Annotated in this window: 21 protein-coding genes; 12 read left to right on the forward strand and 9 right to left on the reverse strand. The window is 36.8% G+C overall.

Annotation, left to right across the window (positions count from 1 at the left end):
* Positions 1 to 34: 34 nt before the first annotated feature.
* The 9 genes from EM308_RS07765 (at position 35) to EM308_RS07805 (ending at position 10,029) form a co-directional block, all read left to right on the forward strand.
* A complete protein-coding gene (locus EM308_RS07765; RefSeq protein ID WP_035634568.1) occupies positions 35 to 985 on the forward strand; it encodes a TIGR01212 family radical SAM protein in 951 nt (316 codons plus the stop codon).
* A 744-nt stretch (positions 986 to 1,729) separates the two neighbouring features.
* The gene (locus EM308_RS07770) at positions 1,730 to 3,322 is read left to right on the forward strand and encodes an MFS transporter (RefSeq protein ID WP_035634569.1); all 1,593 of its coding nucleotides are present in this window, start codon (positions 1,730 to 1,732) and stop codon (positions 3,320 to 3,322) included.
* A gap of 301 nt (positions 3,323 to 3,623) precedes the next feature.
* Positions 3,624 to 4,673: an MFS transporter gene (locus EM308_RS07775; protein WP_035634571.1), complete on the forward strand. Its 1,050-nt coding sequence runs from the start codon at positions 3,624 to 3,626 to the stop codon at positions 4,671 to 4,673.
* A gap of 326 nt (positions 4,674 to 4,999) precedes the next feature.
* Entirely contained in the window at positions 5,000 to 7,216 is a 2,217-nt protein-coding gene (locus tag EM308_RS07780; RefSeq protein ID WP_035634573.1) for a molybdopterin oxidoreductase family protein, read from the forward strand.
* 17 nt (positions 7,217 to 7,233) lie between these two features.
* Entirely contained in the window at positions 7,234 to 7,803 is a 570-nt protein-coding gene (locus EM308_RS07785; RefSeq protein WP_035634575.1) for a 4Fe-4S dicluster domain-containing protein, read from the forward strand.
* 126 nt (positions 7,804 to 7,929) lie between these two features.
* The gene (locus EM308_RS07790) at positions 7,930 to 8,445 is read left to right on the forward strand and encodes a Rieske (2Fe-2S) protein (protein WP_035634587.1); all 516 of its coding nucleotides are present in this window, start codon (positions 7,930 to 7,932) and stop codon (positions 8,443 to 8,445) included.
* Positions 8,446 to 8,576: 131 nt separating this feature from the next.
* A complete protein-coding gene (locus EM308_RS07795; protein WP_035634599.1) occupies positions 8,577 to 8,828 on the forward strand; it encodes a DUF6755 family protein in 252 nt (83 codons plus the stop codon).
* Positions 8,829 to 9,051: 223 nt separating this feature from the next.
* On the forward strand, positions 9,052 to 9,399 hold the full coding sequence (locus EM308_RS07800; protein ID WP_035634611.1) for an MmcQ/YjbR family DNA-binding protein: 348 nt from the start codon (positions 9,052 to 9,054) through the stop codon (positions 9,397 to 9,399).
* A gap of 141 nt (positions 9,400 to 9,540) precedes the next feature.
* Positions 9,541 to 10,029 carry an SRPBCC family protein gene (locus EM308_RS07805; protein ID WP_035634621.1) on the forward strand — a complete coding sequence of 163 codons (489 nt, stop codon included), beginning with the start codon at positions 9,541 to 9,543 and terminating at the stop codon, positions 10,027 to 10,029.
* Positions 10,030 to 10,128: 99 nt separating this feature from the next.
* Here the strand turns inward: EM308_RS07805 and EM308_RS07810 are convergent, their stop codons facing one another.
* A complete protein-coding gene (locus EM308_RS07810; RefSeq protein ID WP_035634623.1) occupies positions 10,129 to 11,010 on the reverse strand; it encodes an AraC family transcriptional regulator in 882 nt (293 codons plus the stop codon).
* 145 nt (positions 11,011 to 11,155) lie between these two features.
* On the opposite strand from EM308_RS07810, the gene EM308_RS07815 reads away from it, so the two are divergent.
* Entirely contained in the window at positions 11,156 to 12,106 is a 951-nt protein-coding gene (locus tag EM308_RS07815; protein ID WP_035634658.1) for a phytanoyl-CoA dioxygenase family protein, read from the forward strand.
* 61 nt (positions 12,107 to 12,167) lie between these two features.
* Positions 12,168 to 12,788 carry an HAD family hydrolase gene (locus EM308_RS07820; protein ID WP_035634624.1) on the forward strand — a complete coding sequence of 207 codons (621 nt, stop codon included), beginning with the start codon at positions 12,168 to 12,170 and terminating at the stop codon, positions 12,786 to 12,788.
* Between the two features lie 134 nt (positions 12,789 to 12,922).
* On the opposite strand, the gene nadB is transcribed toward EM308_RS07820, so the two are convergent.
* Both nadB and nadA read right to left on the reverse strand, forming a co-directional pair.
* Entirely contained in the window at positions 12,923 to 14,461 is a 1,539-nt protein-coding gene (gene nadB / locus EM308_RS07825; RefSeq protein WP_035634626.1) for an L-aspartate oxidase, read from the reverse strand.
* 2 nt (positions 14,462 to 14,463) lie between these two features.
* Complete coding sequence (gene nadA, locus EM308_RS07830; RefSeq protein WP_035634629.1) at positions 14,464 to 15,390, reverse strand: quinolinate synthase NadA; 927 nt, start codon at positions 15,388 to 15,390, stop codon at positions 14,464 to 14,466.
* A gap of 258 nt (positions 15,391 to 15,648) precedes the next feature.
* Between nadA and EM308_RS07835 the strand changes: the two genes are divergently transcribed.
* Positions 15,649 to 17,469 carry a hypothetical protein gene (locus EM308_RS07835; RefSeq protein WP_035634660.1) on the forward strand — a complete coding sequence of 607 codons (1,821 nt, stop codon included), beginning with the start codon at positions 15,649 to 15,651 and terminating at the stop codon, positions 17,467 to 17,469.
* A 105-nt stretch (positions 17,470 to 17,574) separates the two neighbouring features.
* Here the strand turns inward: EM308_RS07835 and EM308_RS07840 are convergent, their stop codons facing one another.
* The 6 genes from EM308_RS07840 to EM308_RS07860 all read right to left on the reverse strand — a co-directional run bounded on the left by EM308_RS07840 (position 17,575) and on the right by EM308_RS07860 (position 23,408).
* The gene (locus EM308_RS07840) at positions 17,575 to 18,009 is read right to left on the reverse strand and encodes an RrF2 family transcriptional regulator (RefSeq protein WP_035634632.1); all 435 of its coding nucleotides are present in this window, start codon (positions 18,007 to 18,009) and stop codon (positions 17,575 to 17,577) included.
* Positions 18,010 to 18,206: 197 nt separating this feature from the next.
* Positions 18,207 to 18,656 (reverse strand): CopD family protein, encoded by a 450-nt coding sequence (locus tag EM308_RS07845; protein WP_035634633.1) that lies wholly within the window; start codon positions 18,654 to 18,656, stop codon positions 18,207 to 18,209.
* 235 nt (positions 18,657 to 18,891) lie between these two features.
* Entirely contained in the window at positions 18,892 to 20,118 is a 1,227-nt protein-coding gene (locus EM308_RS07850; protein WP_035634635.1) for a hypothetical protein, read from the reverse strand.
* 223 nt (positions 20,119 to 20,341) lie between these two features.
* On the reverse strand, positions 20,342 to 21,058 hold the full coding sequence (locus EM308_RS07855; protein ID WP_051877657.1) for an anaerobic ribonucleoside-triphosphate reductase activating protein: 717 nt from the start codon (positions 21,056 to 21,058) through the stop codon (positions 20,342 to 20,344).
* The gene (gene nrdD / locus EM308_RS18360; RefSeq protein WP_156101304.1) at positions 21,012 to 21,179 is read right to left on the reverse strand and encodes an anaerobic ribonucleoside-triphosphate reductase; all 168 of its coding nucleotides are present in this window, start codon (positions 21,177 to 21,179) and stop codon (positions 21,012 to 21,014) included. The genes EM308_RS07855 and nrdD overlap by 47 nt, the downstream gene beginning before the upstream one ends.
* 123 nt (positions 21,180 to 21,302) lie before the next feature.
* A complete protein-coding gene (locus EM308_RS07860; RefSeq protein ID WP_035634637.1) occupies positions 21,303 to 23,408 on the reverse strand; it encodes a ribonucleoside triphosphate reductase in 2,106 nt (701 codons plus the stop codon).
* Positions 23,409 to 23,436 lie beyond the last annotated feature (28 nt).

Genomic DNA, 23,436 nt, shown 5'->3' on the forward strand with positions numbered 1-23,436 from the left:
GTTGGCACCATATAATCGTAAATACCTTTGCAAAATGAATCCAGCAACAGAATCCAACAGAAAGGGGTACAATAATTACGGAACCCATCTCCGCGAGAAATACAACGGAAAGAAAGTTTTTAAAGTAATAGTCGATGGCAATTTTAGCTGTCCTAATCGTGACGGACTCAAAGGCTACGGCGGTTGCACTTATTGCAATGTCGATTCCTTTACGCCAGATATTTCCAGAAAAGCCCCAACGATTGAGGAGCAGTTGCTTCAGGGGATGGAGCGCGCCAAAAAATCATACAAGGCGGACCAATTCATAGTCTATTTTCAGCCGAACACCAATACTTACGCTCACGTCGATTACTTAAAAACGATTTACGACCGCGCCTTGGCTTTCAACCCCGATGAGGTTGTCGGATTTTCGGTGGGGACACGTCCTGATTGTATCGATCCCGAAAAAGTGGCTTTGCTCGAAAGCTATTGCGACCGTTTTGATGTTGACCTCGAAATGGGAATGGAATCGATGTATGACGAAACATTGCAAAAAATAAACCGTGGCTGTACACACGCCGAATTCATCAACGCTGTCGAATTACTCAAGGACAGTCCTATCGATTTGTGTGTACATACCGTTTTTGGATTCCCTTGGGAAACCCACGAAATGATGCTTAACTACATTCACGAAATCAATCGTTTTCCCCAAATAAAATTCGTGAAATTCCACCACCTGCACATCGTCGAGGGTTCGATTATGGGCGTGCATTACAAACGAAACCCGTTTCCGCTCTTCACTTTGGAACAATACACCGATTTGCTTTGCGAACTCATCCCGCTTCTTCGTCCTGACATCGTGATTCAACGCCTCTTCGGGATCTCCGATTGGGATTTACTTATTGCTCCAAATTGGGGACTCAAAAAAACAGAAATACAGCATTACATCGACTCCACAATCGAGAAAAGAGGAATTATACAAGGTTCAAAATACACTGCAAAATAAATTATATAGTCAAATCGAGCGCAGTCGAGATTTGGGCGTGCCCCCGTTGAGAAATGGGGCTAATTTAGCATGCGGTTATACAGCCCCATTCCTCAACGCGGTCGGGCTATCCATGCTACTTCGGTAGCTTATTTCTATCCCTCACGCAGCTTTCTGCAATGCAAGATATTTCGTTTTTCTAATATGGTTTTTTAATACTATTCATACATATAAAAAGTCCAATCTATTCGCTCTTTTTCTCCAATACTTCCTCAAAAAAAATTCTGTGGCTCAGGCTACGCTATTATTTTTATTATTGTCTTGAAAAAAACACTTCGCATCTTTGAACTATTTTATATGCATAAACGGGGTAAGTGTTTTCTGTTGTTAATCAGCTCAGTTTTCATTCTGGAGGAATCTCACGTTGCTAGGATTCCCCCGAAATGACAATAGTGGGCATAGGTTTTGAGTGAAATTGCTAGATTATCATTTCATTTTACTTTTTTTAAGAATAAAAATGATTTTTCGCAAATCCAAATTTGTATTAAAATATATCAAATCTTATTAAAATAAAGTCAAAAGTTATAAATAGTTGCTGTAAATCTTTAGCGTATTTCTCTTATCTGATAAAAGTCATGTTTTGTTTTCATTTTGGCTATTAAATTTACATTGTAAATAAAAGAGTGTTTTATCTTTTTTATAAAAATTTTGGCAGAATTTAATTTGAAGATGAAATTTCAATAGCAAAAACAAATACTTACTCATATGAAAACATGGTTAGACAAATGGGAACCAGAGAATGAAACTTTCTGGAAAAATACAGGCAGTAAAATTGCCTGGAAAACTTTAACGATTACAACTTTGTCATTAATATTATCCTTTGCCTCATGGTTTATGATGAGCGTGATTGCGGTAAAATTACCGGGGTTAGGTTTCCCATTTTCCAAAGACCAATTATTTTGGTTGGTGGCTATACCAGGGTTGGCAGCGGGTTTTTTACGGATTATTCACACTTTTATTTTGCCTATATTTGGAACAAGACACGTGGTGGCTGTAGCTACTTTGCTTAAACTAATTCCAGTAATCGGTATTGGGTTTGCGGTCATGGACACCAATACACCATTTTGGGTATTTGCCGTTTTGGCTTTTGCTTGTGGTTTTGGCGGTGGTGATTTCTCGTCTTTTATGCCTAGTACCAGTTTGTTTTTTCCAAAGAGACTGAAAGGAACCGCATTGGGAATCCAAGCTGGAATTGGGAACTTTGGAGTTTCCTTGGCCCAGTTTGTTACCCCACTTATTTTGAGTGTGAGTATCTACGGGGCTTCATCGGTATTTACGAGTATTGATGCACAAGAAACACAGAAAGTTTTAAAAGACTCGACAGTCGAGAAACAAAAAGAGGTTTTTGCGGCTTTGGATGCCGAAGTACAAACCAAAATTTTGGACAATGTTAAGAAACCAGTATTGGATTCGGTTTGTGAAGTAACAAGTACTAATGAAAAGGCCGAAATTTTCACAGCATTGCCATTGAAAGCGAAATCAAAAGCAATTGCCAATGCGAACCCCAAATTGGCAGCAAAAATATTAAACAACCTAAAACCTGAAAATACGGCGGTTGTCAATAAGAAAATATATATTCAATCCGCCGCATTTTGGTACACTTCTTTTCTTTTGGTTTTGGCTGCGGTTAGTTGGTTCTTTTTGAAAAGTATTCCAATGCAGGCTTCTATAAAAGAGCAAATGGATATTTTTAAAAACAAGCACACCTGGTTCTGCACGATTACTTATGTAATGACTTTTGGTACATTCGCAGGTTTGTCGGCAGCATTTCCATTGATGATAAAATATTTGTATGGCGATTTTCCAGATGCACCAGACCCATTAGTGTATGCTTTTTACGGACCGCTGATTGGTTCAGCTAGCAGAATTGCTTTTGGTTTTGTTGCCGATAAAATTGGAGGAGCTATATTGACAACTATAACCGGAATCGGAATTTTAGCGGGTGCTGTTATTTTGGTTACGCAAGGATTGGTTTCGCCTACAAGTATGGATCAATTTCCGTTATTTGTGGGAGTGATTTTGTCGATGTTCTTTTTTACAGGAGTTGGAAATGCTGGTACTTTTAGACAGTTTCCTATTATATTTTCGGAGAATCAGCGTCAAGCTGCTGGGGTAATTGGATGGACAGCTGCCATTGCTGCATTTGGACCTTTTATTTTTTCAAAACTCATAGGAAACAATATCACAGCAAATGGAACTGTGAATCAGTTTTTTGTAGGCTTGATGGTTTTCGCTATATTAGCTACTGCTATCAATTGGTGGTTTTACAACCGCAAAGGATGTGAGAAACCGAGTTAACGACTAAATTTAAGGAGTGTTGACTCTAAAAGGTAACAAAGAAGCAAGTGTTCGGAAGATTAGCAAAACAATGTTCAGCTGTTTTTTGATACTATATTGTCATTCCGATGTTGGAGGACACGAGCGGTAGCGAACTGGCGCAGCAATCTCCGTTGCTAAATCGACAAAGAATAGTGCTTTTGATTGCGGAGTTTCTTGCGGGGATGCTTCCTTCGTCAGAATGACAAGATTGAGGATTATTGGAATGTTAAAAAACGTTATCGGCAGTAGTTGAACTCCAACGAAAATATAATTTACACATATGAAAAACAAAACATACAATACCAAAGCATTGCTGATTGCTACAGCACTTTCAATATTTATGATTGTTCTGGTTTTTTTTGGTTCCAGAAAACTGCAAAATTTTGATGCAGCACTCGTGACTTATTTATTTGGGACGGTGTTTGCTTTTTTTGGAATCGTTTATCGTTATACGGTTTGGTTGCAAAGACCGCCGACTTGGATTTATTTTAAGCGCGGAATTACGTATTTGATAACCGGAAAAGTGTTTTCGCATTTTTGGTTTGCTACAAAAGAGACTGTTGAGAATATTGCTTTTCAAAAATTTATTTATCCAAGGGGAAAGTACCGTTGGGTAGCACATTTTATGATTGCGGTGGGTTGTACATCGGCATTTTTGATTACGATACCGCTTACTTTTGGTTGGATTAATTTTGCAATGGCACCGAATACAATTTCTACTTATGAAGCCTATTTTTTTGGGTTTAAAGTAATGGATTTTGACTTGGATTCCATTACTGCTTTTTTGACTTTTCACGCTTTGAACTGGTCATCGTACTTGGTTATTTTTGGGTCGCTATATTATTTGAGAAGACGTTTGACGAATCCAGGTTTGATAGCCACGCAGTCTTTTGAAGGAGATTTGTTGCCACTCATTTTGTTGATTGCCATTTCGGTTACTGGTTTGGGATTGACCTATTCATATCAGTTCATGAAAGGATTTGCGTTTGATTTCTTGGCGGTTTTGCATGCTGTTACGGTAATTATGTTTTTGATTTGGATTCCGTTCGGGAAGTTTTTTCATATTATTCAGCGTCCTGCTCAAATTGGGGCGCATATTTATAAGAAACAAGGAATGAAAATGGGAATGGCAGTTTGCCCACATACTGGCGAGGAGTTTGCTACCAAATTGCATATCCAGGATTTGAAAACTGTTACTAAAGAATTGGGTTTCGATTTTACGCATGAAGATGGAACGTCACACCTCGATTTAAGTCCGGAGGGCAAAAGATCCCGATTAGCAATGGCGCATTTGAAGGCTAGGAAAGAAGGCGGGAATTTGTTTGGGTAATATTTGCCCGGTAGAGACGTGATTTATCGCCTCTCATATTGCAGATTCAAGAGGTAGTTTAATAAATTAGACAGAAAAGGAAGATTGTGATGAAAGGACAAAATGTTCTTGTTGAAAACTGATGTTGATGGCGACCGCGTGAGGGATAGGAATAAGCTACCGAAGTAGCATGGATAGCCCGACCGCAATAGAGAATGGGCCGTGTAAGCGCAAAGTAAATTAGGCCCATATTCTATTGTGGTCACGCCCAGAAGAAGATTATTAGATTTCAGAATTTAGATTTCAGAATTTAGAAAAAGATAACAGACAACTGTAAAAAATATAAAATGGCAAAATTACCGATAGCAGAGGAGAATATAGTAAAGCATTTTGGCCCGACGCTGAATTATGCGCCAAAAGACGGATATGTAGGCAGGGATGAGCCGGATGAGGCTGTTAAAACGCATTGTTGTTTTTGTGGAATGCAATGTGGTATTCAATTGCTTGTGAAAGAAAATAAGGTGGTGGGTTTTGAACCTTGGATGGAATTTCCTTTTAATGAAGGGAGGTTGTGTCCAAAGGGGGTTCAGCGCTATTTGCAGAATAACCACCCAGACCGACTGATGTCTCCGTTGAAAAGGGTGGAAGGGCAAGGATTTGTGCCTACTTCTTGGGACGATGCGATGGACAAAACGGTTTCGGAAATTAAACGCATTCAGGAAAAATACGGAAATGATGCGTTCTCGATGCTCTCGGGAGTTTCTTTGACGAATGAGAAAAGTTATTTGGTAGGAAAATTTGCCCGCGTGGCTCTTAAAACCAAAAATTTGGATTACAATGGACGTTTGTGCATGGTGAGTGCTGGGGCGGGGAATAAGAAAGCGTTTGGATTGGATAGGGGCTCCAATAATTATTCGGATTTGGAATATGCCGAAGTAATTATTGTGGCAGGTGCCAATGTTAGCGAGACTTTTCCAACGCTGACACACTGGATTTGGAAAGCCCGTGACCGCGGTGCCAAAATTATAGTGGTTGACCCAAGGATGATTCCGCTGGCGCGAACTGCTGATATTCATTTGGACGTGCGTCCGGGAACTGACTCGGCTTTGTACGGCGCGATGCTTAAGTATTTGGTGGATAACGATATGCTCGACCATGATTTTATAGATAATCATACTTCCGGTTTTCAGGAAACTATTGATGCTGTAAAAGATTATACGCTGGAATGGGCAGAGGAAGTGACGGGAATTGATAAAAATAAAATACGTGAGGCCGCCGAATTGTGGGGCAAAGCCAAAACGAGTTTCCTGCTTCACGCACGAGGAATCGAACACCACTCAAAAGGGGTGGACAATGTTTTGGGCTGTATTAACTTGGTTTTGGCAACGGGAAGAATTGGCAGGCCATATTGTGGATATGCAACCATTACGGGACAAGGAAATGGTCAAGGCGGTAGAGAACACGGTCATAAATGTGATCAATTGCCCGGAAACAGGGATATAGAGAACCCGGAGCATCGCAAGTATATTTCGGAAGTTTGGGGAATTAACGAAAAAGATTTGCCAGGGAAAGGGTTGTCTGCTTATGAAATAATCGAGGCTATTCACCGTGGCGAAATTAAGGGGTTGATTTCGATTTGTTTTAATCCGTTGGTTTCTTTGCCAAATAGTAATTACGTTCGTGAGGCTTTGGAAAAACTGGAGTTTTATGTGTGTATTGACTTTTTTTTGAACGAAACTGCCCGTCACGCCGATATTGTACTGGCAGGTTCTTTGCAAGAGGAGGAGGAAGGTACGACGACCTCGGCAGAGGGAAGAGTAATTCGCATCCGTCAGGCGGTAACGCCTCCCGGTGACGCAAGAACAGATACTTCAATCTTTCTGGAATTGGCCAAACGTTTGGGAGTTCAAGATAAATTTACCTATGAGAATAGCGAAAGCATTTTTAACGAATTGCGTGTGGCGTCCAGAGGAGGAACTGCAGATTACTATGGAATCACTTATAAGCGAATAGAGGATAATATGGGAATGTTTTGGCCTTGTCCAAGCGAAGATCATCCGGGAACACCGAGATTATGGGAGGACAAAAAGTTTAAAACGCCTGATGAGAAAGCACATTTTAATCCCGCGCCATATAAGCTCCCGGGTGAAGTTACTGATGCTGAATATCCAGTGATTTTGACAACAGGCCGTGTGGTGTCGCAATATTTGAGCGGTACACAAACTCGCAGAATCGGTAAATTGGTTGACCAGTATCCGGAGCCGTTATTGGAAATCCATCCAAAACTCGCGCAACAATATGGAATTAAACAGAGAGAATTGATAAAGGTTTCTACCCGACGTGGAACAGGAATTTTTCCCGCGAATATAGTCGAAACCATTCGGGAGGATACGGTTTTTATACCCTATCACTGGTCTGGTAAAAAATCGGCGAATCAATTAACACCGGGAACATTGGACCCAATTTCAAAAATACCGGAGTTTAAGGTATGCGCTTGCTATTTGGAACCGCTCAGGGAAATTGCGCCACCTTCGAAAGAATCAAAAGCCTATGCTAGTGTTTAATCTATAAGGAAGAAAAAATGAATTACACCAGTTTCAATAAAAACGAGGAATTTTTTGTAGATATGCAGCGTTGCATTGGTTGTAAAGCCTGTGAAATGGCTTGTGCCGAATGCGAGACTAATGGACACGAAACCTTAATTCATGTTAATTATGTGGATAGGGCTTCGACTGTGCAAACCACTGTTCAGGTATGCATGCATTGCGACGACCCAGTATGTGCGAATGTATGTCCGGCTGATGCAATTTCCAAAGATGAAAACGGAATTGTCCATACCGCTAATACTGAAAGATGTATTGGTTGTTCCAATTGTGTAATGGCTTGTCCTTTTGGTGTGCCCAAAAAAGAGGAATCTTATGATTTGATGATGAAGTGCACGATGTGCTATGATAGAACCAGTATTGGTAAAAAACCTATGTGTGCGACAGTTTGTCCTAGTGGTGCTTTGTTTTTTGGAACAAGAACAGAAATAGAGGAGATGCGACCGAATAGTACACCTGTAAATACTTTTATATTCGGGCAAGAAATTGTCAATACTAAAGTAAATATTATGATGCCAAAAGGAAGTACTGAACTGATTATATATTAAGTATTGAGTAGGGAGAATTAAGTATTAAGATTTTAGAAAATAGAAAATAGAAGGCAGATTTAGATAGCTGAAAAACTTGAAACTTAACGCCTTTAAACCTTTAAACTTTTCACACAATAAAAATTTATGTCAAAAGAAGATAATTTAAATAAAAACTGGAAGAAAGACTTCCCAATCCTTAAACAACAGGCAACCAATGTAAGTCGTCGTGATTTTGCTAAATTCCTAACACTTGTTTCTGGCGGACTGATGGTAGGTAGTGGGCTTGTAGCCGCCAAAGCCTATTTGCTTCCTAAAGAGGAAGTAGAGGGAGAACATTTTGTGTGCAAGAAGGAAGAGGTTCCATTGGGAGGAACTCGAGCTTTTGTGATTGAAGGAAGCACAATTCCTTATATTTTGATTCATCTCGAAAATGGGGATTTCAAAGCCTATGAACAGAAATGTACGCATCTGTCGTGTTCCGTATTTTATAAACCTGGCACTGGAATCATTCATTGTCCATGTCACGAAGGGTCATTTGACGCCAAAACAGGAGATGTTCTAGGAGGTCCTCCGCCAAGAGCATTGCCAAGTTTGGAAGTTTTTTTTAAGAAAAATGACGTTTATGTTAAAGCGTCCCAGCACGAAGAGCATGAAGTTTAAAAGAATTAACCGTTAAGAAATTAAGAACATAAAGCTTACACTTAATTTTCCTTAATTTCTTAATGGTAAAAAGAAAAAAAAGGAATATTTTATTTTTAAAATAGGATGTTTTTGTATAAAACCTAATAACTATGAGTACTTTTAGAACCAGTCAAAATCAAGCGAATCCAAATAAGCTGAACAATATTCTTTCGACCTTAATATTCATATTGATTTTGAATGTCACCATACAGATTTGGTTGTTGTATGCCTCGTTGAACAATGCTTTGGATAATAATAAAGAAATTTTGATACCCGCATTTATCGCCTCTTTAATTCTGTTTTTAATTGGGTTTAGTTGGCTGTATTATTTGCCATCTGGAAATAAACCGCAAGAGAAATAGTGGTATAGAAAGCCCTTATCCATTACAATCCTAGTTTAACGACTGGGTTTTTTATTATAAATATATTGCCTGTAATCAATCCTGATAATCAACACTCGGATAGTCCCAAAATACTTTTCTTTAAGAATGAGTTTTTCGTAAATATAATTTGCGGGGCTATTCTTTTGTTACAACTGTCTTTTATTTCAAAATCGATTATATTTACCCACAAAAAAATTAACAAATGAGCATCGAAGAAATACAAACTATATGCAGGCAATTTTCAGCGGTTACAGAAGATATTAAATGGGGACATGATTTGGTTTTTTCGGTAGGAGAAAAAATGTTTTGTGTCGTTGGACTCGACCAATCGCCCGTGACAGCTTCGTTCAAAGTACGGGACGATGAGTTTGAGGAGATTTGCAATTGGCCTGGATTTAAACCAGCACCTTATGTGGCACGTTATAAATGGGTTTGGATTGAAGATACCAATAAAATGAAAAAATCAGATTGGGAAAAATACCTCCATCAATCATATGAATTAGTAAAAAATAAACTTCCGCTAAAATTGAGAAAGCAATTGGGGTTATAATCGTTGGTCAATAATGAGGAGATAAAGTTTGTAATATTTAAATAGTCAAGAAAAGATAATTATCAGGAACAGTTTGTTTTTATTTGTAACTATCTGATAATTAAGTATATTTGATATTGTCAATTTTAAAATAATATATCAATGGCGACATCAGACTTCACCACGACTTTAATAGTTGATCAAATCCCCGAAGAAGCATTTCATGCCATCACCAATGTACGCGGATGGTGGTCTGAGGAAATAGAAGGGAATACCGAGAAACTTAACGATGAATTTACGTACCATTATGAAGATGTTCATTATTGCCAAATTAAATTAATAGAAGTGATTCCGAACCAGAAAGTGGTTTGGTTTGTCAAGTACAACTATTTTAAGTTTACCAAAGACAAAAGTGAATGGACTGGAACCAAAATGAGTTTTGAAATTGCCGAAAAAGAAGGTAAAACTGAAATACGTGTAACTCATCATGGATTAGTACCGGAATTTGAGTGTTACGACATTTGCAGTAATGCCTGGACGCAATACATTCAGCAAAGTTTAAAGAACCTAATTACGACAGGTAAAGGTCAACCAAACGCTACAGGAAAGCCAACTACAGAAGACGAAAAGAAATTTAGTGAGGCAAAGTAGTTTTTGCTTTAAGGGAATTTTCAATTAGTCAAAAAAAAACATTAAGCTCATGATTCTAAAGTTTTTTGAGCTTTTTTACTATATTAATCAAAGTTTTTATCAAACTTGTGTTTTTCTGTGGCGGTTATCTAATTTGTTGCAGAAAGCATTGTTTTTTTTGAATGAGGAAGGAGTTTCTCCAACCAATGTTTTGAAAAGTTTATTAAAGTAGGACATGCTTTCAAACCCAACGGCGTATCCTACTTCTGATACATTATGATCTTTTAAAAGTAAAGTTTTGGCTTGAGAAATTCGGTATTGATTGACGAATTCAGTAAATGTCATATTCGTCTGCTTTTTGAAATAACGACAAAAAGCAGCTGTACTCAAATGTACAATGGAGGCAATGTGATTAACATTTGGATTTTTGCCGTAATTCTCATGAATGTAATTGTATACGGTTCCCATTCTGATTTTATCATTAATGAACATCTTTATTCTGGTGTCTTCGGTATTCAATTCATGAACTTCTGAAGATTCAGCCATTATATTCAGTATTTCAAAAAGTTCTAGTAAAGAATTGAAATTATTTTTGGACTGCATTTCTTTGAGTTTCGCTACCACTTGTTCTTTTGTTTTTCCATAAAAAGACAGACCTAAATAAGCTTTGTCAAAAAGAGCACGGATGTTGCCAAACTCTGCGGTAGGTATAATCAGATTGGGGAAAAAATCTTCTTTGAACTGTACCACAATTTGTTTGTATTCTGTTTGTAGTCCATAGTCAAAGTTGAGATGAGGAACATTAGAACCTATTAATACGAGGTCGCTTTCTATGAAACTTGAAATGTTTTTGCCCACATGTCGAATACCTGCAACAGCTTCTACATAAACCAATTCAAATTCAGGGTGATAATGCCAGAGAAAATAATTTCGAAAACTAGGGGTGAAAATGCGGAATGATTTTCCGGGTTGAATTGTGATTTCTTCTTTCTTTATTTTCATTGTAGCTTCATGTTAACTATTATTAAGTATAAAATTAATTAAAAATGTTAATATAGAGCGTAAATTGGTCATTTTAAAATTCATTGACTGCTGGTATTACGCTGAACTTTGCTAAACCAATTTTTAATAATGAAAAATGAAAAAAATGACAAGGAACAATGGATTGAATGAAGCACATAAAGAGATTCCAGGAAATCCATCAGTTGCAGCTAGTAGTAAAGTAAAATTAAGCGATCGCAGTAAGGGAGAAAAATTGCGTATATTAACGGAAGAAGAATGGGCTTTTTGGATTCATAATGGTTATATTGTGGTAAAAAATGCCGTACCAAGAGAGCAAGCAGAAAAATTGGCTGATTATTTATGGGAATATGAAGGAAAAAAAGCTAACGATCCAGAAACCTGGTATAAGCCTACACCTTCTATTGAAATGTCAGAACTCAACAATACTGGGATGGTAGAGATTTATAATCATCAGTATTTGTGGGATAACCGCCAATTTCCTAAAGTGCATCAGGCTTTTGCAGACATTTGGGGAAATGAAAAATTGTGGGTCACTATTGATCGTGCCAACCTTAACTTACCTATTCGCCCAGGATATGAATATAAAGGCTTTATTCATTGGGATTATGATCCGGAAACCAAACCGCAAAATGTTCAGGGAGTATTGGCATTGGCAGATCAAAATGATGAAAACATGGGCGGTTTTCAATGCGTCCCAGAACTCTTTAGAACGTATGATGCCTGGAAATTGACACAACCTGAAGATCGTGATCATTTCAAACCGGACACTACTGGTTTTGAAATGGTAAAAGTCAAAATGAATACTGGTGACTTGTTGATTTTTAATAGTTTACAGCCCCATGGTATAAGGCCTAATAACAGCGAAAATTCGGTTCGTATGGCTCAGTATATAGCTATGGTACCTGCGGATGAAGAGAATGAAGAAATGCGCCAATGGAGAATAAATACGTGGAAAAATAAGCACGTGCCTGAAGGTTATGCCTTTCCGGGAGATCCTTTGAAACGCGAAAGCAAACAGCCAATTGCAGAACTTACGGAACTTGGCGAAAAACTCCTCGGACTTAAAAAATGGTAAATGCACTAATGATAATCAAACAATCTTCTTTAATTTTCACTAAACATAACCCACTAAAAAAATGAAAAAAGCTTTAATATTAGACTTAGATAACACACTGTTCTCAACTCCGTCTATTGGGGATGAACTCTTTGCAGATCTTTATAATCTATTTGAAATCAATGGTAATGAGTTTGAAGGGGATTTGGAAGATATTAAAAATGACATCAATAGAAAACCTTTTACAGTGGTTGCCAAACAATATAATATGAGTCAGTTACTGTATGAAGAATCACTACAGTTATTAAGTAATCTTGTTTGTAATGAAACCATTGAACCATTTCCAGATTATAATGAAGTTAATAAAATAGGTTGCGACAAATTTTTGGTTACTTCTGGTTTTCCAAAATTGCAAAGTAGTAAAGTGAAACTGCTTGGGATAGAAAACGACTTCAAAGAAATATATATTGTGGATACTGTAATGACGAATGATACCAAGAAAAAAGTATTCGAAAGCATTCTGCATGATTTTAATTATGATGCCTCTGAAGTATTGGTAATTGGCGATGATCTTGAATCGGAAATAACAGCTGCCGAAGAACTTGGAATTGATGCTATAGTTTATGATAAATTAAACACATATAAAAATTACATTGCAACACCTAAAATTTCAGATTTCAGTCAACTTCAAAATTATTTATAACTCAATACAGGTTTTGTAAAAGTTAATAAAGGGCTATTGTTTTGCTAATCGTTATTTTATAGTAAATTAAAACTAAAAAGTCCCTCAACATTCAGATGTTGAAGGACTTTTAAAATTTAGTTTAAAACCGTTCGTTATTTAATATCTTTTGATTGAAACTTAACAAATCCGCCACAATTGCCATTGCGGTCAATAGATTGTTGAACGATGAGATTCCCAATATCAATCATATTATTGAGTTCATACAAATCGGTGCAGGGAAGATGATTTTGAATCTTTTCGTCGATTTCGACTTGTAGGTTTTTGAGGGTTTCTTGGGCTTTCAGTAAATCCGAATCAAATCGAACAATTCCAGCATTCTGACGCATCAGTAATTGTAGCTTAGCTTTGGTTTGGGCAATGTATTCGGGGTCAATTTTTGTTTTGTTTTGGAAAGGCCAAGTTGGAATTGTGTCAATATTTTTTGTTTCCACAAAAGGCTTTTCGACTAAATAATGATAAATTTTATCAGAATAGACTAACGCTTCCAGCAAAGAATTTGAAGCTAGTCTGTTAGCACCGTGCAGGCCTGTTCTAGAACATTCGCCGCAGGCAAATAAATTTTCAATTGATGTTTTTCCATTAATGTCAACCACTATTCCGCCACACAGATAGTGTTGAGCAGGAACAACAGGAATCCAGTCTTTTTCAAGGTCAATTCCAATATTTTTACAATGTTTGTAAATCATCGGAAAATGGTTTTTGAATCCTTCCATGTCCAAATGCGTACAATCTAAAAAAACACATTCGTCCCCGGATTTTTTTAGTTCCAAATCAATGCTTTGCGAAACGATGTCTCTAGATGCTAAATCGCCTCTGGAATCATAATTGAGCATGAAAAAATCACCTTTTTTAGTTCTCAAACGAGCTCCAAAACCGCGAACCGCCTCAGATATTAAAAATTTTGAACCACTACTTTTGTCAAACAAAGCCGTTGGGTGAAACTGGATAAATTCCATGTCCTCAATTTTAGCATTGGCACGATATGCCATCGCAATTCCGTCACCGGTTGCAATGATTGGGTTGGTGGTGTGTCCGTATAAATGCCCGATACCGCCAGTTGCCAGCAAAGTGAAATCTGACTGATAGGTGATTATCTCGTTTGTCTTTTCGTCGAGGGCGTAAGCGCCTATGCATCGATTGTCATTTGTGATCAATTCCAATGCAAAGTGATGATCCAGAACGGTAATATTTTCTTTTTGTCTTACCTGTTCCAAAATGGCGCGTTGGATTTCATGACCGGTTTGGTCTTTATGATGTACCACTCTGTTTTCGGAATGGCCTCCTTCTTTGCCTAAATCAAAAGTTCCTTTGGCGTTTTTGTCAAATTGAGCCCCCCATTCGATAAGTTCCTTCAGACGTTTAGGCCCTTCGGTAACAACCATTTTGACAACCGTTTCATCACAAAGGCCATCTCCACAAATCAAGGTGTCCTCAATGTGTTTTTGATATGAATCCTCCGTTTTATCGGTCACAATGGCAATACCGCCTTGTGCGTATTTGGTGTTGGATTCGTCTGCAGTTGCTTTTGTAATTATGGTAATGGTTCTCTTGGGAAAACGATTGGCCATTTTGAGCGCAAATGTGAGTCCTGCTACTCCGGAACCTATAACTAAATAATTGGATTTGATCATTATTAAGATAATTCGAGCATGCGTTCGATAGGAATTAGTGCTTTTTCTCTGATGTCGTCCGGAACATCAATTTCAGGTGTTTCATTTAGTAGACAGTCGTACACTTTTTGAAGTGTGTTCATTTTCATGTATCCACATTCACTGCAAGCACAGGTGTTGTCCTCGTTTGAAGGTGCCGGAATAAGTATTTTATTAGGTACTTCTTGTCTCATTTTATGTAAAATACCAGCTTCGGTAGCGACAATAAATTTGTTGCTTGGATTGGTTTTAACATAATTAATCATTCCAGCTGTCGAACCAATGTAGTTGGCTGTTTTTAGGATATGTGTTTCCGATTCTGGGTGTGCGATGATTTCGGCATCGGGATTTTGTTTGTACAAAGCCACAAGTTTATCTAGCGAAAATGCTTCGTGAACCACACAGGAACCATCCCAAAGCAGCATTTTTCTACCTGTTTTCTCCATAACATATTTTCCTAAATTTTTATCCGGGGCAAAAATGATAGGTTTGTCCAATGGAATGGATTCTACAATTTTTACTGCATTGGATGAAGTAACCACAATGTCTGTCAGTGCTTTAACTTCGGCAGAACAGTTTACGTATGTAATTACGATATGATCGGGGTGTGCTGCTGTGAATTCTTTGAATGTATCTGCAGGACAAGACTCGGCTAGTGAGCAGCCAGCTTTCAAATCTGGCAGGATTACTTTTTTGGTAGGGTTTAATATTTTGGCAGTTTCGGCCATAAAATGAACTCCCGCGAAAAGGATAATATCGGCATCAACTTTCATTGCTTCCTGGGATAATCCCAAGCTGTCTCCTACATAATCTGCCACATCTTGTATATCGGCTTCTTGATAATAATGCGCTAAGATTACCGCATTTTTCTCTTTTTTTAATTCCAATATACGTTCTTTAAGACTTTTCATTTTTTAAAAACTTTAATAATGTTTTTTAATTGAAGATTAATTCTATGCAAATATAAGGCAAAACTTTGAAGATGTATGTTTCTGTAACCTTTCTAAAACTCTCAAAAAGGAAGTTTTTGTTAAAAAAATGAATTTTCCGGTTTTTGCAACCTGCAAATTTAATGGAATCTGTTTCGTTCTAATATGATATTTATCAGGTTTTAAGCGGATATGTATGGTGATATTTGCAAAAAAGTTTTTAAACCAAAAAATACATTTATGACCTCTAAAAAACAACTACATAATTTCCATATTCCGGTGATGGGATTAGGCTATACTATTGATAGTCCGATTCGTGTGGCGCAGTATGGAATCACATCCGTTGTTTCTATTATTGACGACGATTTGATGGAGAGAATGAACGCTTTTTACAGTGAAAAATTCAAAATTCCGTATAAGGAAATCACCGAAAAAATTCACGATTATCGTGCAGAAAGAGTGACTTCCTATCTGAACTTGATGGATACCATTGTAAAGGACAAATTTGAAAAGTTTAAGGTAGAATTGACAGAAAGCAAACAGGCATTGGAAAACTACATAGCTATGTTGCCTAATAAATCTGAAATTAAAGAAGGTTTGCAAAATCTTGTTGATGAAGGAATTGCTTTCAAGGATACCATCAAAAAATACATTGAAGAACATCTTTCTCCAGGAGAAATCGATGTGAATATCATGACGAAAGTCGATAAGGATAATTTCAACAAAGACGAACAATTGCCTGTTGAGTTCAATGATGCACATGCTTCACTTCGTGGTTTTGCGAACAGTAATTTGTCTTCATCTGTAGTGCTTTCAGCGGGTATGAACCCGAGATTGTATGCTTATTTTGAAAACTTCCCTGTTTTTTATCCAGATGCCAATAATAAACTGCTAAAGAAAATTATTCTGAAAGTGAGTGATTTTCGTTCGGCGATGATTCAAGGGAATTTCCTTGCCAAAAAAGGGCTTTGGGTTTCTGAATACAGAATAGAATCTGGACTTAACTGCGGAGGACACGCTTTTGCTACCGATGGGTATCTGTTGGGGCCAATTTTGGAGGAATTCAAACAGAAGAAAGAGCAATTAATCCAATCGGCGCATGAGTTGATGGTAAAAGCTTTGGAAATTAAAGGATTGCCAGTTCCAGAAAAGCCATTTGAATTGAAAATAACCGTTCAAGGTGGTGTTGGTACAGCTGAAGAACACGACTTTTTGTTGGAACACTATCAAGTGGATTCTGTGGGTTGGGGATCACCATTTTTATTGGTTCCCGAAGCAACTTCTGTTGATGTCGAAACTAGAAAATTATTGGAAAGAGCCAAAGAAGACGATTTTTATCTAAGTCCACTTTCGCCTCTAGGAATTCCTTTTAATGCTGTAAAAGGAACTACAAATGAATACTACAGAAACAAACGTATCCAAGAAGATAAAGCGGGAAGTTCCTGTCCAAAAAAATACTTGGCTTTGAGTAAAGAATACGGACCAAAAGGAATGTGCCCAGCTTCTAAAAGCTATCAGGATTTAAAATTGGAAGAATTGAATGCACAAAAGGATTCATTGACCAATGAAGCTTTTGAGAGAAGAAAAAATGTTATAACCGAAAAGGCTTGTCTTTGTGTTGGTTTGGCAAATGCTTCTTATCTTGAAAATGATATAAAAATAAAAGGACAGCCTCAGGGTGTGGTTATTTGTCCTGGTCCAAACTTAGCTTATTTTGATAAGGAAGTTTCGCTTTTGGATATGGTAAAACACATTTATGGAAATGGTTCGGTACTTGGTGAAAAAGAACGTCCGAATGTGATTATCAATGAGCTGAAAATGTATATGGATTATCTGAAAAAAGAAATCAATGAATTTTCGGAGCAAATCACGGCAGCACAGGCTAAAAAATTAAAGGCTTTCAAAAGTAATTTGAATGAAGGTATTGAATATTATCAATCATTAATTGCAAATAACGATTGGTTTGAGAAAGGAAAACAAAACATCGAAAAGCAATTGAAACAGTATAAAGATGAACTCTTTGAACTTTGCATCCCAGAATTAGTGGGCGTAGCAGTTTAGTTAATAGTAGTTTTTATAATGAAAATAGGCTTGATGAAAATCAAGCCTATTTTTTTATATGTGTGTGAAAATGATTCGAATCTATTTTGGTAATTTCTATTCAAGTTAATACCTCAAAAAAGTGTCTCCAGGCTTAATACCCATTGCCAATTCTTCAAGATTAGTATTTTCGAGCATAAAGGCCAATTCCGTTCGGATGGATTTAAACTTTTCGTGCATCGGGCAGGGATGATCATCAGAACAATTGGAGAGACCTAAACCGCAGCCTGTAAAAACGCGATCGCCTTCAAGCGCATTTACAATTTGGGCGAGTTTAACTTCTCGCATCGTTTCTCTTGCGATTTCAAAACCGCCGCCAACACCTTTTACAGAATTGATAATATTGCCTTTTGACAGGATTTGAAGGATTTTTGCCGTAAAAGCTTCAGGAGAATCAATTTTTTTGGCAATGTCTTTGAGTCCGACTCTTTTATTCTGAAAAGACTCTGACGCTATAAAAATCGTGGCTCTAATGCCGTATTCGCAAGTTTTAGAAAACATAATCGGTTTTTTACAAATTTAAGAAATAAGTTTAATTTTTAATAATTACTTTAAAAATATCAGTTGTTTTTTAATAAAATTTTTCATTAGGTGAGGCTTTTTTCTAAATATAACTCTCATAAAGGCGCTAAGCCGCAAAGTTCTGATCCTTCTCTTTGTGTGTAGCGAGGAAAAACGAGTGTTTTAAGGACAAAAAATTAAAGTCCACCGAAACGAACAAAAGATCCCAAAATAAGCATCGCAACCCCAATTATGGTAACCGAAAGAATATGAAAAGTCATTTCGGGAAATTTACCGGGATTCGTTTTCAGTTTTGGCAATATGCGAAATTGAGCACTCAAGGCAAAAAGAACAGTCAATAACAACAATAGTAATTTTGTCGAAACCACTTTTTCAATAGGAGTGGCAAAATGAAACCAATATTCTATGCTTACACCATATTTATAAGCCATCATAATTCCAGTGACAACAAGCAAAAACAATGCCGTCATTCCTACGGGTTCGTACTTTCTTTCATAATCTAGGATTATATTTTGATTTTTCTCTCGGAGTGCCTGTGGCAAATGGCCAAAGACCAACAATAGATGGCCTCCAACCCAAATGGCAGCACACAAAAGATGAATGATTAGTAATAAATGATGGTTCATGTTTTTTTTAGTTTAAGAAGATGGTTGAATTTTTGAAACATATAAGTCATATAAGTTTTTTTGTTGAATTAGAATAAAAGTTAAATCGAAGATTATTTAAGTGATTCAAAGATTTAAAGCAATTCAACTTATATTTCCTTATATGCCTTATATGGTTAAAAATCGTCACGCTCATCTAACTTATATTCGCTTTAGCTTTTATTCTAAAAAACAAACTTATATTTTCTTATATGCCTTATATGGTTAAAAATTTAGCACTGTTTATTTTAGATTGAAAAACACCAATCGTCAGCATCAAAAGTCCCACCGGCAAAAAGATACTTGACAAAAATAAATTTAGATAATAATTCGGCACAGAACCTTTGTCCAGGAACAGCCAAATACCTTGGAGAAACAAAAGGATTTCGGTAGTTACAAATCCTACCAAAAAAAGAATGGTTCCCCATTTTTGAATCACTTTTTTTGAATTTAAAAAATTATTTTGAAACGCCAGTCCAAACAAAAAGCCAGTGATAATACCCAACATAGTCAGGTGGATGTATCCAATGACGAAATTTCGGATCTGATGGGAAACTTGCGCCAATTCCGGAACCAAAACAACCAACTGAATAATGATTTTTAAAGCTAATGAAAACATGGCAAATCCGTAAGTGGTTTTTTCCAATGTAGAAAGTGTAGAAAAGAACGTCTTTAATTGTGGTTTAATTAGTTGAACAAAAAGCAATGCCGATACGAATTGCAATACAACTCCAACCGCATTTATCCAATAAAAAATGGAGTTTGATAAATACCAACTCACAGGCAAGGCTAAGGTTAATACCGTTGCGATTACAAACATATTATAGACAATACCAAATTTTTTTTCGTCCATTGTGATTTTTGATTGTTTAAAAAACAAGGCCAAAACCGCAAACAAAAACCACCCATTAAACTGAAAATGAAGGAAAAACTGAATCGCAATTTGGTAAAAAGCGCTTGCTTTTCCTAACAATCCCACTGCCGGACCCAGGCACCAAACGCCCAATGTGGAGAAAACCATAAAAAACAAAGCAGTTTTAAGCATCCTGTTTTCGTGGAAAGTGGCGGGTTTAGCGTCTTTCCAAATCAGACGGCAAAAATAATAACTGCAAAAAATATGCAAAGTCGAAAACAATATTGATACAAAGGCATATCCTTGTGCGGGAAAATCAATCATCATGCCTAATACCGCGATTTCTGTAACCCAAAATAATCGGTTATAAACGGGTTTTTCTTGTTCCTTTTTTGGGATAAAAGAGTAAAATATCAAGCAATATAGCATTAAAAAAACCCACCCCAGCATGGCGACATGAGAATGGCCATGCATCAAAAACTGAAAATTGACTCCCTCGATGGGTGAGACATACATCCACCGAAGCAATAATCCCATTAGCGAAGCAATAAAAAAATTGGCAAAACATACCAGAATCCAGCTTTTTCTCATAAGTGTCTTATTGTAAACGTTGGTTTTTTTAACCACATAGAAACATAGAATTTATAGTTTTAAAAAAAAAGAGTTTGATAGTCGTTTCACTTTTCACATAGTAATCTTGTGTGAAAAATAATATTATTTCTATTCGATCTTTACAGGTTAGATATAAAATCTATGTTTCTATATGTGGTTAAATTTTTTATTCAAACAGAATTATTCCCAATTCGTTTTATTATTATCCTCTAAAATGCACTTTGATTTTATCGGTTGATAGGTTTTCATTTTCAATGTTTTTCAAAGAATATCCCAATTTTTCTATAGTTGTGGCATCATTCATAAAATGTTGAATATAATAATTTCCTGCATAACCTGTTTTTTCCAGATAGGAAATCATTTCCTGAATATCATTTTTATTTAATAATTCAGAATGTACCGTTGTGCGGACTTCAAACGGAATAGTTCTTTGAAGTAATAAATGTAATGACTTTTCGAATGAATTGAAAAGTTGAGACTTTGTTATTTTTTCAAAATTTGAAGGCATAGCTTTGAAATCGATTGCAACATAATCGATGAGTTTTTTTGCTATGAGTTCTTCTAGTATTTTGGGCTGGGATCCATTTGTGTCTATTTTGACCAAAAAGCCCATTTTTTTGACTTCTTCAATAAATAAAATACTTTTTTTATGCATTAAGCATTCGCCACCACTAAAAACGACAGCATCCAATAGACCTTTCCTGCTTTTCAGGAATTGAAGCGCATTTTCAAATTTGATGATTCCCTTGCCAAAAACAATTTCGGGATTGTAACAGTAAAGACACCGCATATTACAGCCTGCAAACCAAAGGATGCAAGCTGATTTATGCGGATAGTCTAATAATGTAAAAGGAGTTATGTTGTAAATTGGTTTAGCAACACTTTCCTTCAGTAAAATGAGTTCGTTGTTTGTGTTCACCTTTCTTTCCTATATTAAAACTTTCTACGGGTCTGTGATAGCCCATTACTCGTGTGTACACCAAACACTTGGTGCGTAATTCTTGATTTTGCTCTAAAATTTGCTTGGTTGTTAATTTCATATTTTAAGGGTTTAAAGTTTAAGAATTGTATGAAGTTTAACCGCAAGGTTCGCAAAGGAAACGCAAAGTTCACAAAGCTTAGCGTCCTAAGCGTAATTCTTTGCGAACCTTGCGGTTAAGTTTTTATAATTCAATAAATTTTGCTTTTTCTTCAATGATGATTTCATCACATTTTGGACAATATTCATGTTCTCCATTCAAATAACCGTGCAACGGGCATACGCTGAATACAGGCGTTACGGTAATGTAAGGCAATCTGAAATTGGTGATCACTTTTTTCACAAACTGTTTGCAGGCTTCCGATGAACTTATTTTTTCACTCATATAAAGGTGAAGTACCGTTCCACCGGTGTATTTGCATTGCAATTGATCTTGAAGCAGCAAAGCTTCAAAAGGGTCTTGCGTATAATCGACAGGGATTTGTGAACTGTTTGTGTAATAGATGTTGTCTTCTTGTCCCGCTTGAATAATATCGTCAAAACGTTTTTTGTCTTCTTTGGCAAAACGATAAGTTGTCCCTTCGGCCGGTGTGGCTTCCAGGTTATATAGATTTCCTGTTTCTTCTTGAAATTCTTTCATTCGGTTGCGAATATGATCCAGAATTTCAGAAGCTAATTCAATACCACTATCAGTGGTTATTGTGTCTTGGTTATCGGTAAAATTTTCAATCATTTCATTCATTCCGTTCACACCGATAGTCGAAAAGTGGTTTCTGAAATGTTGTAGATAGCGTTTAGTGTACGGATACAATCCTCTGTCATACATTTCCTGAATAAAAACTCTTTTTTTCTCCAAAGTTGATTTAGAAATGTATAAAAGACGATCCAGTTCAGTATATAATTTTTCTTTATTTCCTTTATTCAAATAGCCTAAACGTGCCATATTTATGGTTACAACTCCGATACTTCCTGTCATTTCGGCACTTCCGAAGAGACCATTTCCACGTTTTAGCAATTCACGTAAATCCAGTTGCAAACGACAGCACATACTGCGAACTGCATTGGGTTTGTAAGCTTCTTCATTTTCAATCTTATTGCCATTTTCATCTAGAACATATTGACTTCCGATGAAATTTTGGAAATAAGAAGAACCAATTTTGGCGGTGTTTTCAAAAAGCAAATCAGTGTTTTCGCCGTCCCAGTCAAATGCTTCGGTAATATTCACCGTTGGAATAGGGAAGGTAAAGGGTTGTCCGTTGGCATCACCTTCGGTCATAACTGTATAATAGGCTTTATTGATGAGATTCATTTCTTTTTGGAAATGCTCATAACGCAAGTCGGTTACTTTGGATACACCTCTTTCTTTTGCTCTTTCCAGTAAGTCTTTGTTTTTGTTACCTTCAAAGAAATGATAATCGTTTTTGGTCGGAATCTGTGTCTTTAAATCATCCGGTACAATCCAGTCCAGAGTGATATTGGTAAATGGTGATTGTCCCCATCTTGCAGGAACATTCAGATTGTAAACAAAACTTCTTACCGCTTTTAATACATCTTCAAAATTTAAATTATCCTTGAAAACATAAGGAGCCAAATACGTATCAAAAGAGCTGAAAGCCTGCGCTCCTGCCCATTCGCTTTGCAAAATCCCTAGGAAATTGGCCATTTGTCCCAAAGCTTCCCTAAAGTGCGATGGAGGTCTGCTTTCCACGCGGCCTCTCACACCGTTGAAACCTTCGTTAAGCAACACTCGTAAACTCCAACCTGCACAATAACCAGTAAGGCAATCCAAATCATGAATGTGAATATCACCATTGCGATGCGCGTAACCTTCTTCTTTGGTATAAATTTTATCAAGCCAGTAGTTGGCAATGATTTTTCCTGCCACATTATTTACCAGTCCAGCATTAGAATAGGAAGTATTGGCATTAGCATTGATGCGCCAATCGGTTTGACCTATATATTCCTCAATAGTCTGGGTGCTGTCCACATAAGTAGTGTCATCGTTGAGCCCTTCAATATGTTCGCGCTGTAATTTTCGGGTGTGTCGAAACAGCATGAAAGAACGCATTACATCAAAGTATTCTTTTTCATACAGTTTCTTTTCAATCATGTCCTGAATATCCTCAACAGACCATACTTCTTCATTTTCCAGTTGAATGATAATGCTTTCAAAAACACTTTCATCAACAACTACCGAAACGCTTTTGAAACTTTTTTCAATAGCATCTTTGATTTTATAACTTTCAAAGGGTTTGTATTTCCCATTTCTTTTAATGACATAATTTCCCATAGTTGTTGATGTTTTAGTGTTTTACAAT

This window comes from Flavobacterium gilvum (assembly GCF_001761465.1).
GTDB classification, from domain to species: Bacteria; Bacteroidota; Bacteroidia; order Flavobacteriales; family Flavobacteriaceae; genus Flavobacterium; species Flavobacterium gilvum.

What these genes read in the sequence shown, in the direction of transcription:
- EM308_RS07765 (WP_035634568.1), top strand. Translation starts at nt 35, where the DNA reads ATGAATCCAGCAACAGAATCCAACAGAAAGGGGTACAATAATTACGGA.
- EM308_RS07770 (WP_035634569.1), top strand. Translation starts at nt 1,730, where the DNA reads ATGAAAACATGGTTAGACAAATGGGAACCAGAGAATGAAACTTTCTGG.
- EM308_RS07775 (WP_035634571.1), top strand. Translation starts at nt 3,624, where the DNA reads ATGAAAAACAAAACATACAATACCAAAGCATTGCTGATTGCTACAGCA.
- EM308_RS07780 (WP_035634573.1), top strand. Translation starts at nt 5,000, where the DNA reads ATGGCAAAATTACCGATAGCAGAGGAGAATATAGTAAAGCATTTTGGC.
- EM308_RS07785 (WP_035634575.1), top strand. Translation starts at nt 7,234, where the DNA reads ATGAATTACACCAGTTTCAATAAAAACGAGGAATTTTTTGTAGATATG.
- EM308_RS07790 (WP_035634587.1), top strand. Translation starts at nt 7,930, where the DNA reads ATGTCAAAAGAAGATAATTTAAATAAAAACTGGAAGAAAGACTTCCCA.
- EM308_RS07795 (WP_035634599.1), top strand. Translation starts at nt 8,577, where the DNA reads ATGAGTACTTTTAGAACCAGTCAAAATCAAGCGAATCCAAATAAGCTG.
- EM308_RS07800 (WP_035634611.1), top strand. Translation starts at nt 9,052, where the DNA reads ATGAGCATCGAAGAAATACAAACTATATGCAGGCAATTTTCAGCGGTT.
- EM308_RS07805 (WP_035634621.1), top strand. Translation starts at nt 9,541, where the DNA reads ATGGCGACATCAGACTTCACCACGACTTTAATAGTTGATCAAATCCCC.
- EM308_RS07810 (WP_035634623.1), bottom strand. Translation starts at nt 11,010, where the DNA reads ATGAAAATAAAGAAAGAAGAAATCACAATTCAACCCGGAAAATCATTC.
- EM308_RS07815 (WP_035634658.1), top strand. Translation starts at nt 11,156, where the DNA reads ATGACAAGGAACAATGGATTGAATGAAGCACATAAAGAGATTCCAGGA.
- EM308_RS07820 (WP_035634624.1), top strand. Translation starts at nt 12,168, where the DNA reads ATGAAAAAAGCTTTAATATTAGACTTAGATAACACACTGTTCTCAACT.
- nadB (WP_035634626.1), bottom strand. Translation starts at nt 14,461, where the DNA reads ATGATCAAATCCAATTATTTAGTTATAGGTTCCGGAGTAGCAGGACTC.
- nadA (WP_035634629.1), bottom strand. Translation starts at nt 15,390, where the DNA reads ATGAAAAGTCTTAAAGAACGTATATTGGAATTAAAAAAAGAGAAAAAT.
- EM308_RS07835 (WP_035634660.1), top strand. Translation starts at nt 15,649, where the DNA reads ATGACCTCTAAAAAACAACTACATAATTTCCATATTCCGGTGATGGGA.
- EM308_RS07840 (WP_035634632.1), bottom strand. Translation starts at nt 18,009, where the DNA reads ATGTTTTCTAAAACTTGCGAATACGGCATTAGAGCCACGATTTTTATA.
- EM308_RS07845 (WP_035634633.1), bottom strand. Translation starts at nt 18,656, where the DNA reads ATGAACCATCATTTATTACTAATCATTCATCTTTTGTGTGCTGCCATT.
- EM308_RS07850 (WP_035634635.1), bottom strand. Translation starts at nt 20,118, where the DNA reads ATGAGAAAAAGCTGGATTCTGGTATGTTTTGCCAATTTTTTTATTGCT.
- nrdD (WP_156101304.1), bottom strand. Translation starts at nt 21,179, where the DNA reads ATGAAATTAACAACCAAGCAAATTTTAGAGCAAAATCAAGAATTACGC.
- EM308_RS07860 (WP_035634637.1), bottom strand. Translation starts at nt 23,408, where the DNA reads ATGGGAAATTATGTCATTAAAAGAAATGGGAAATACAAACCCTTTGAA.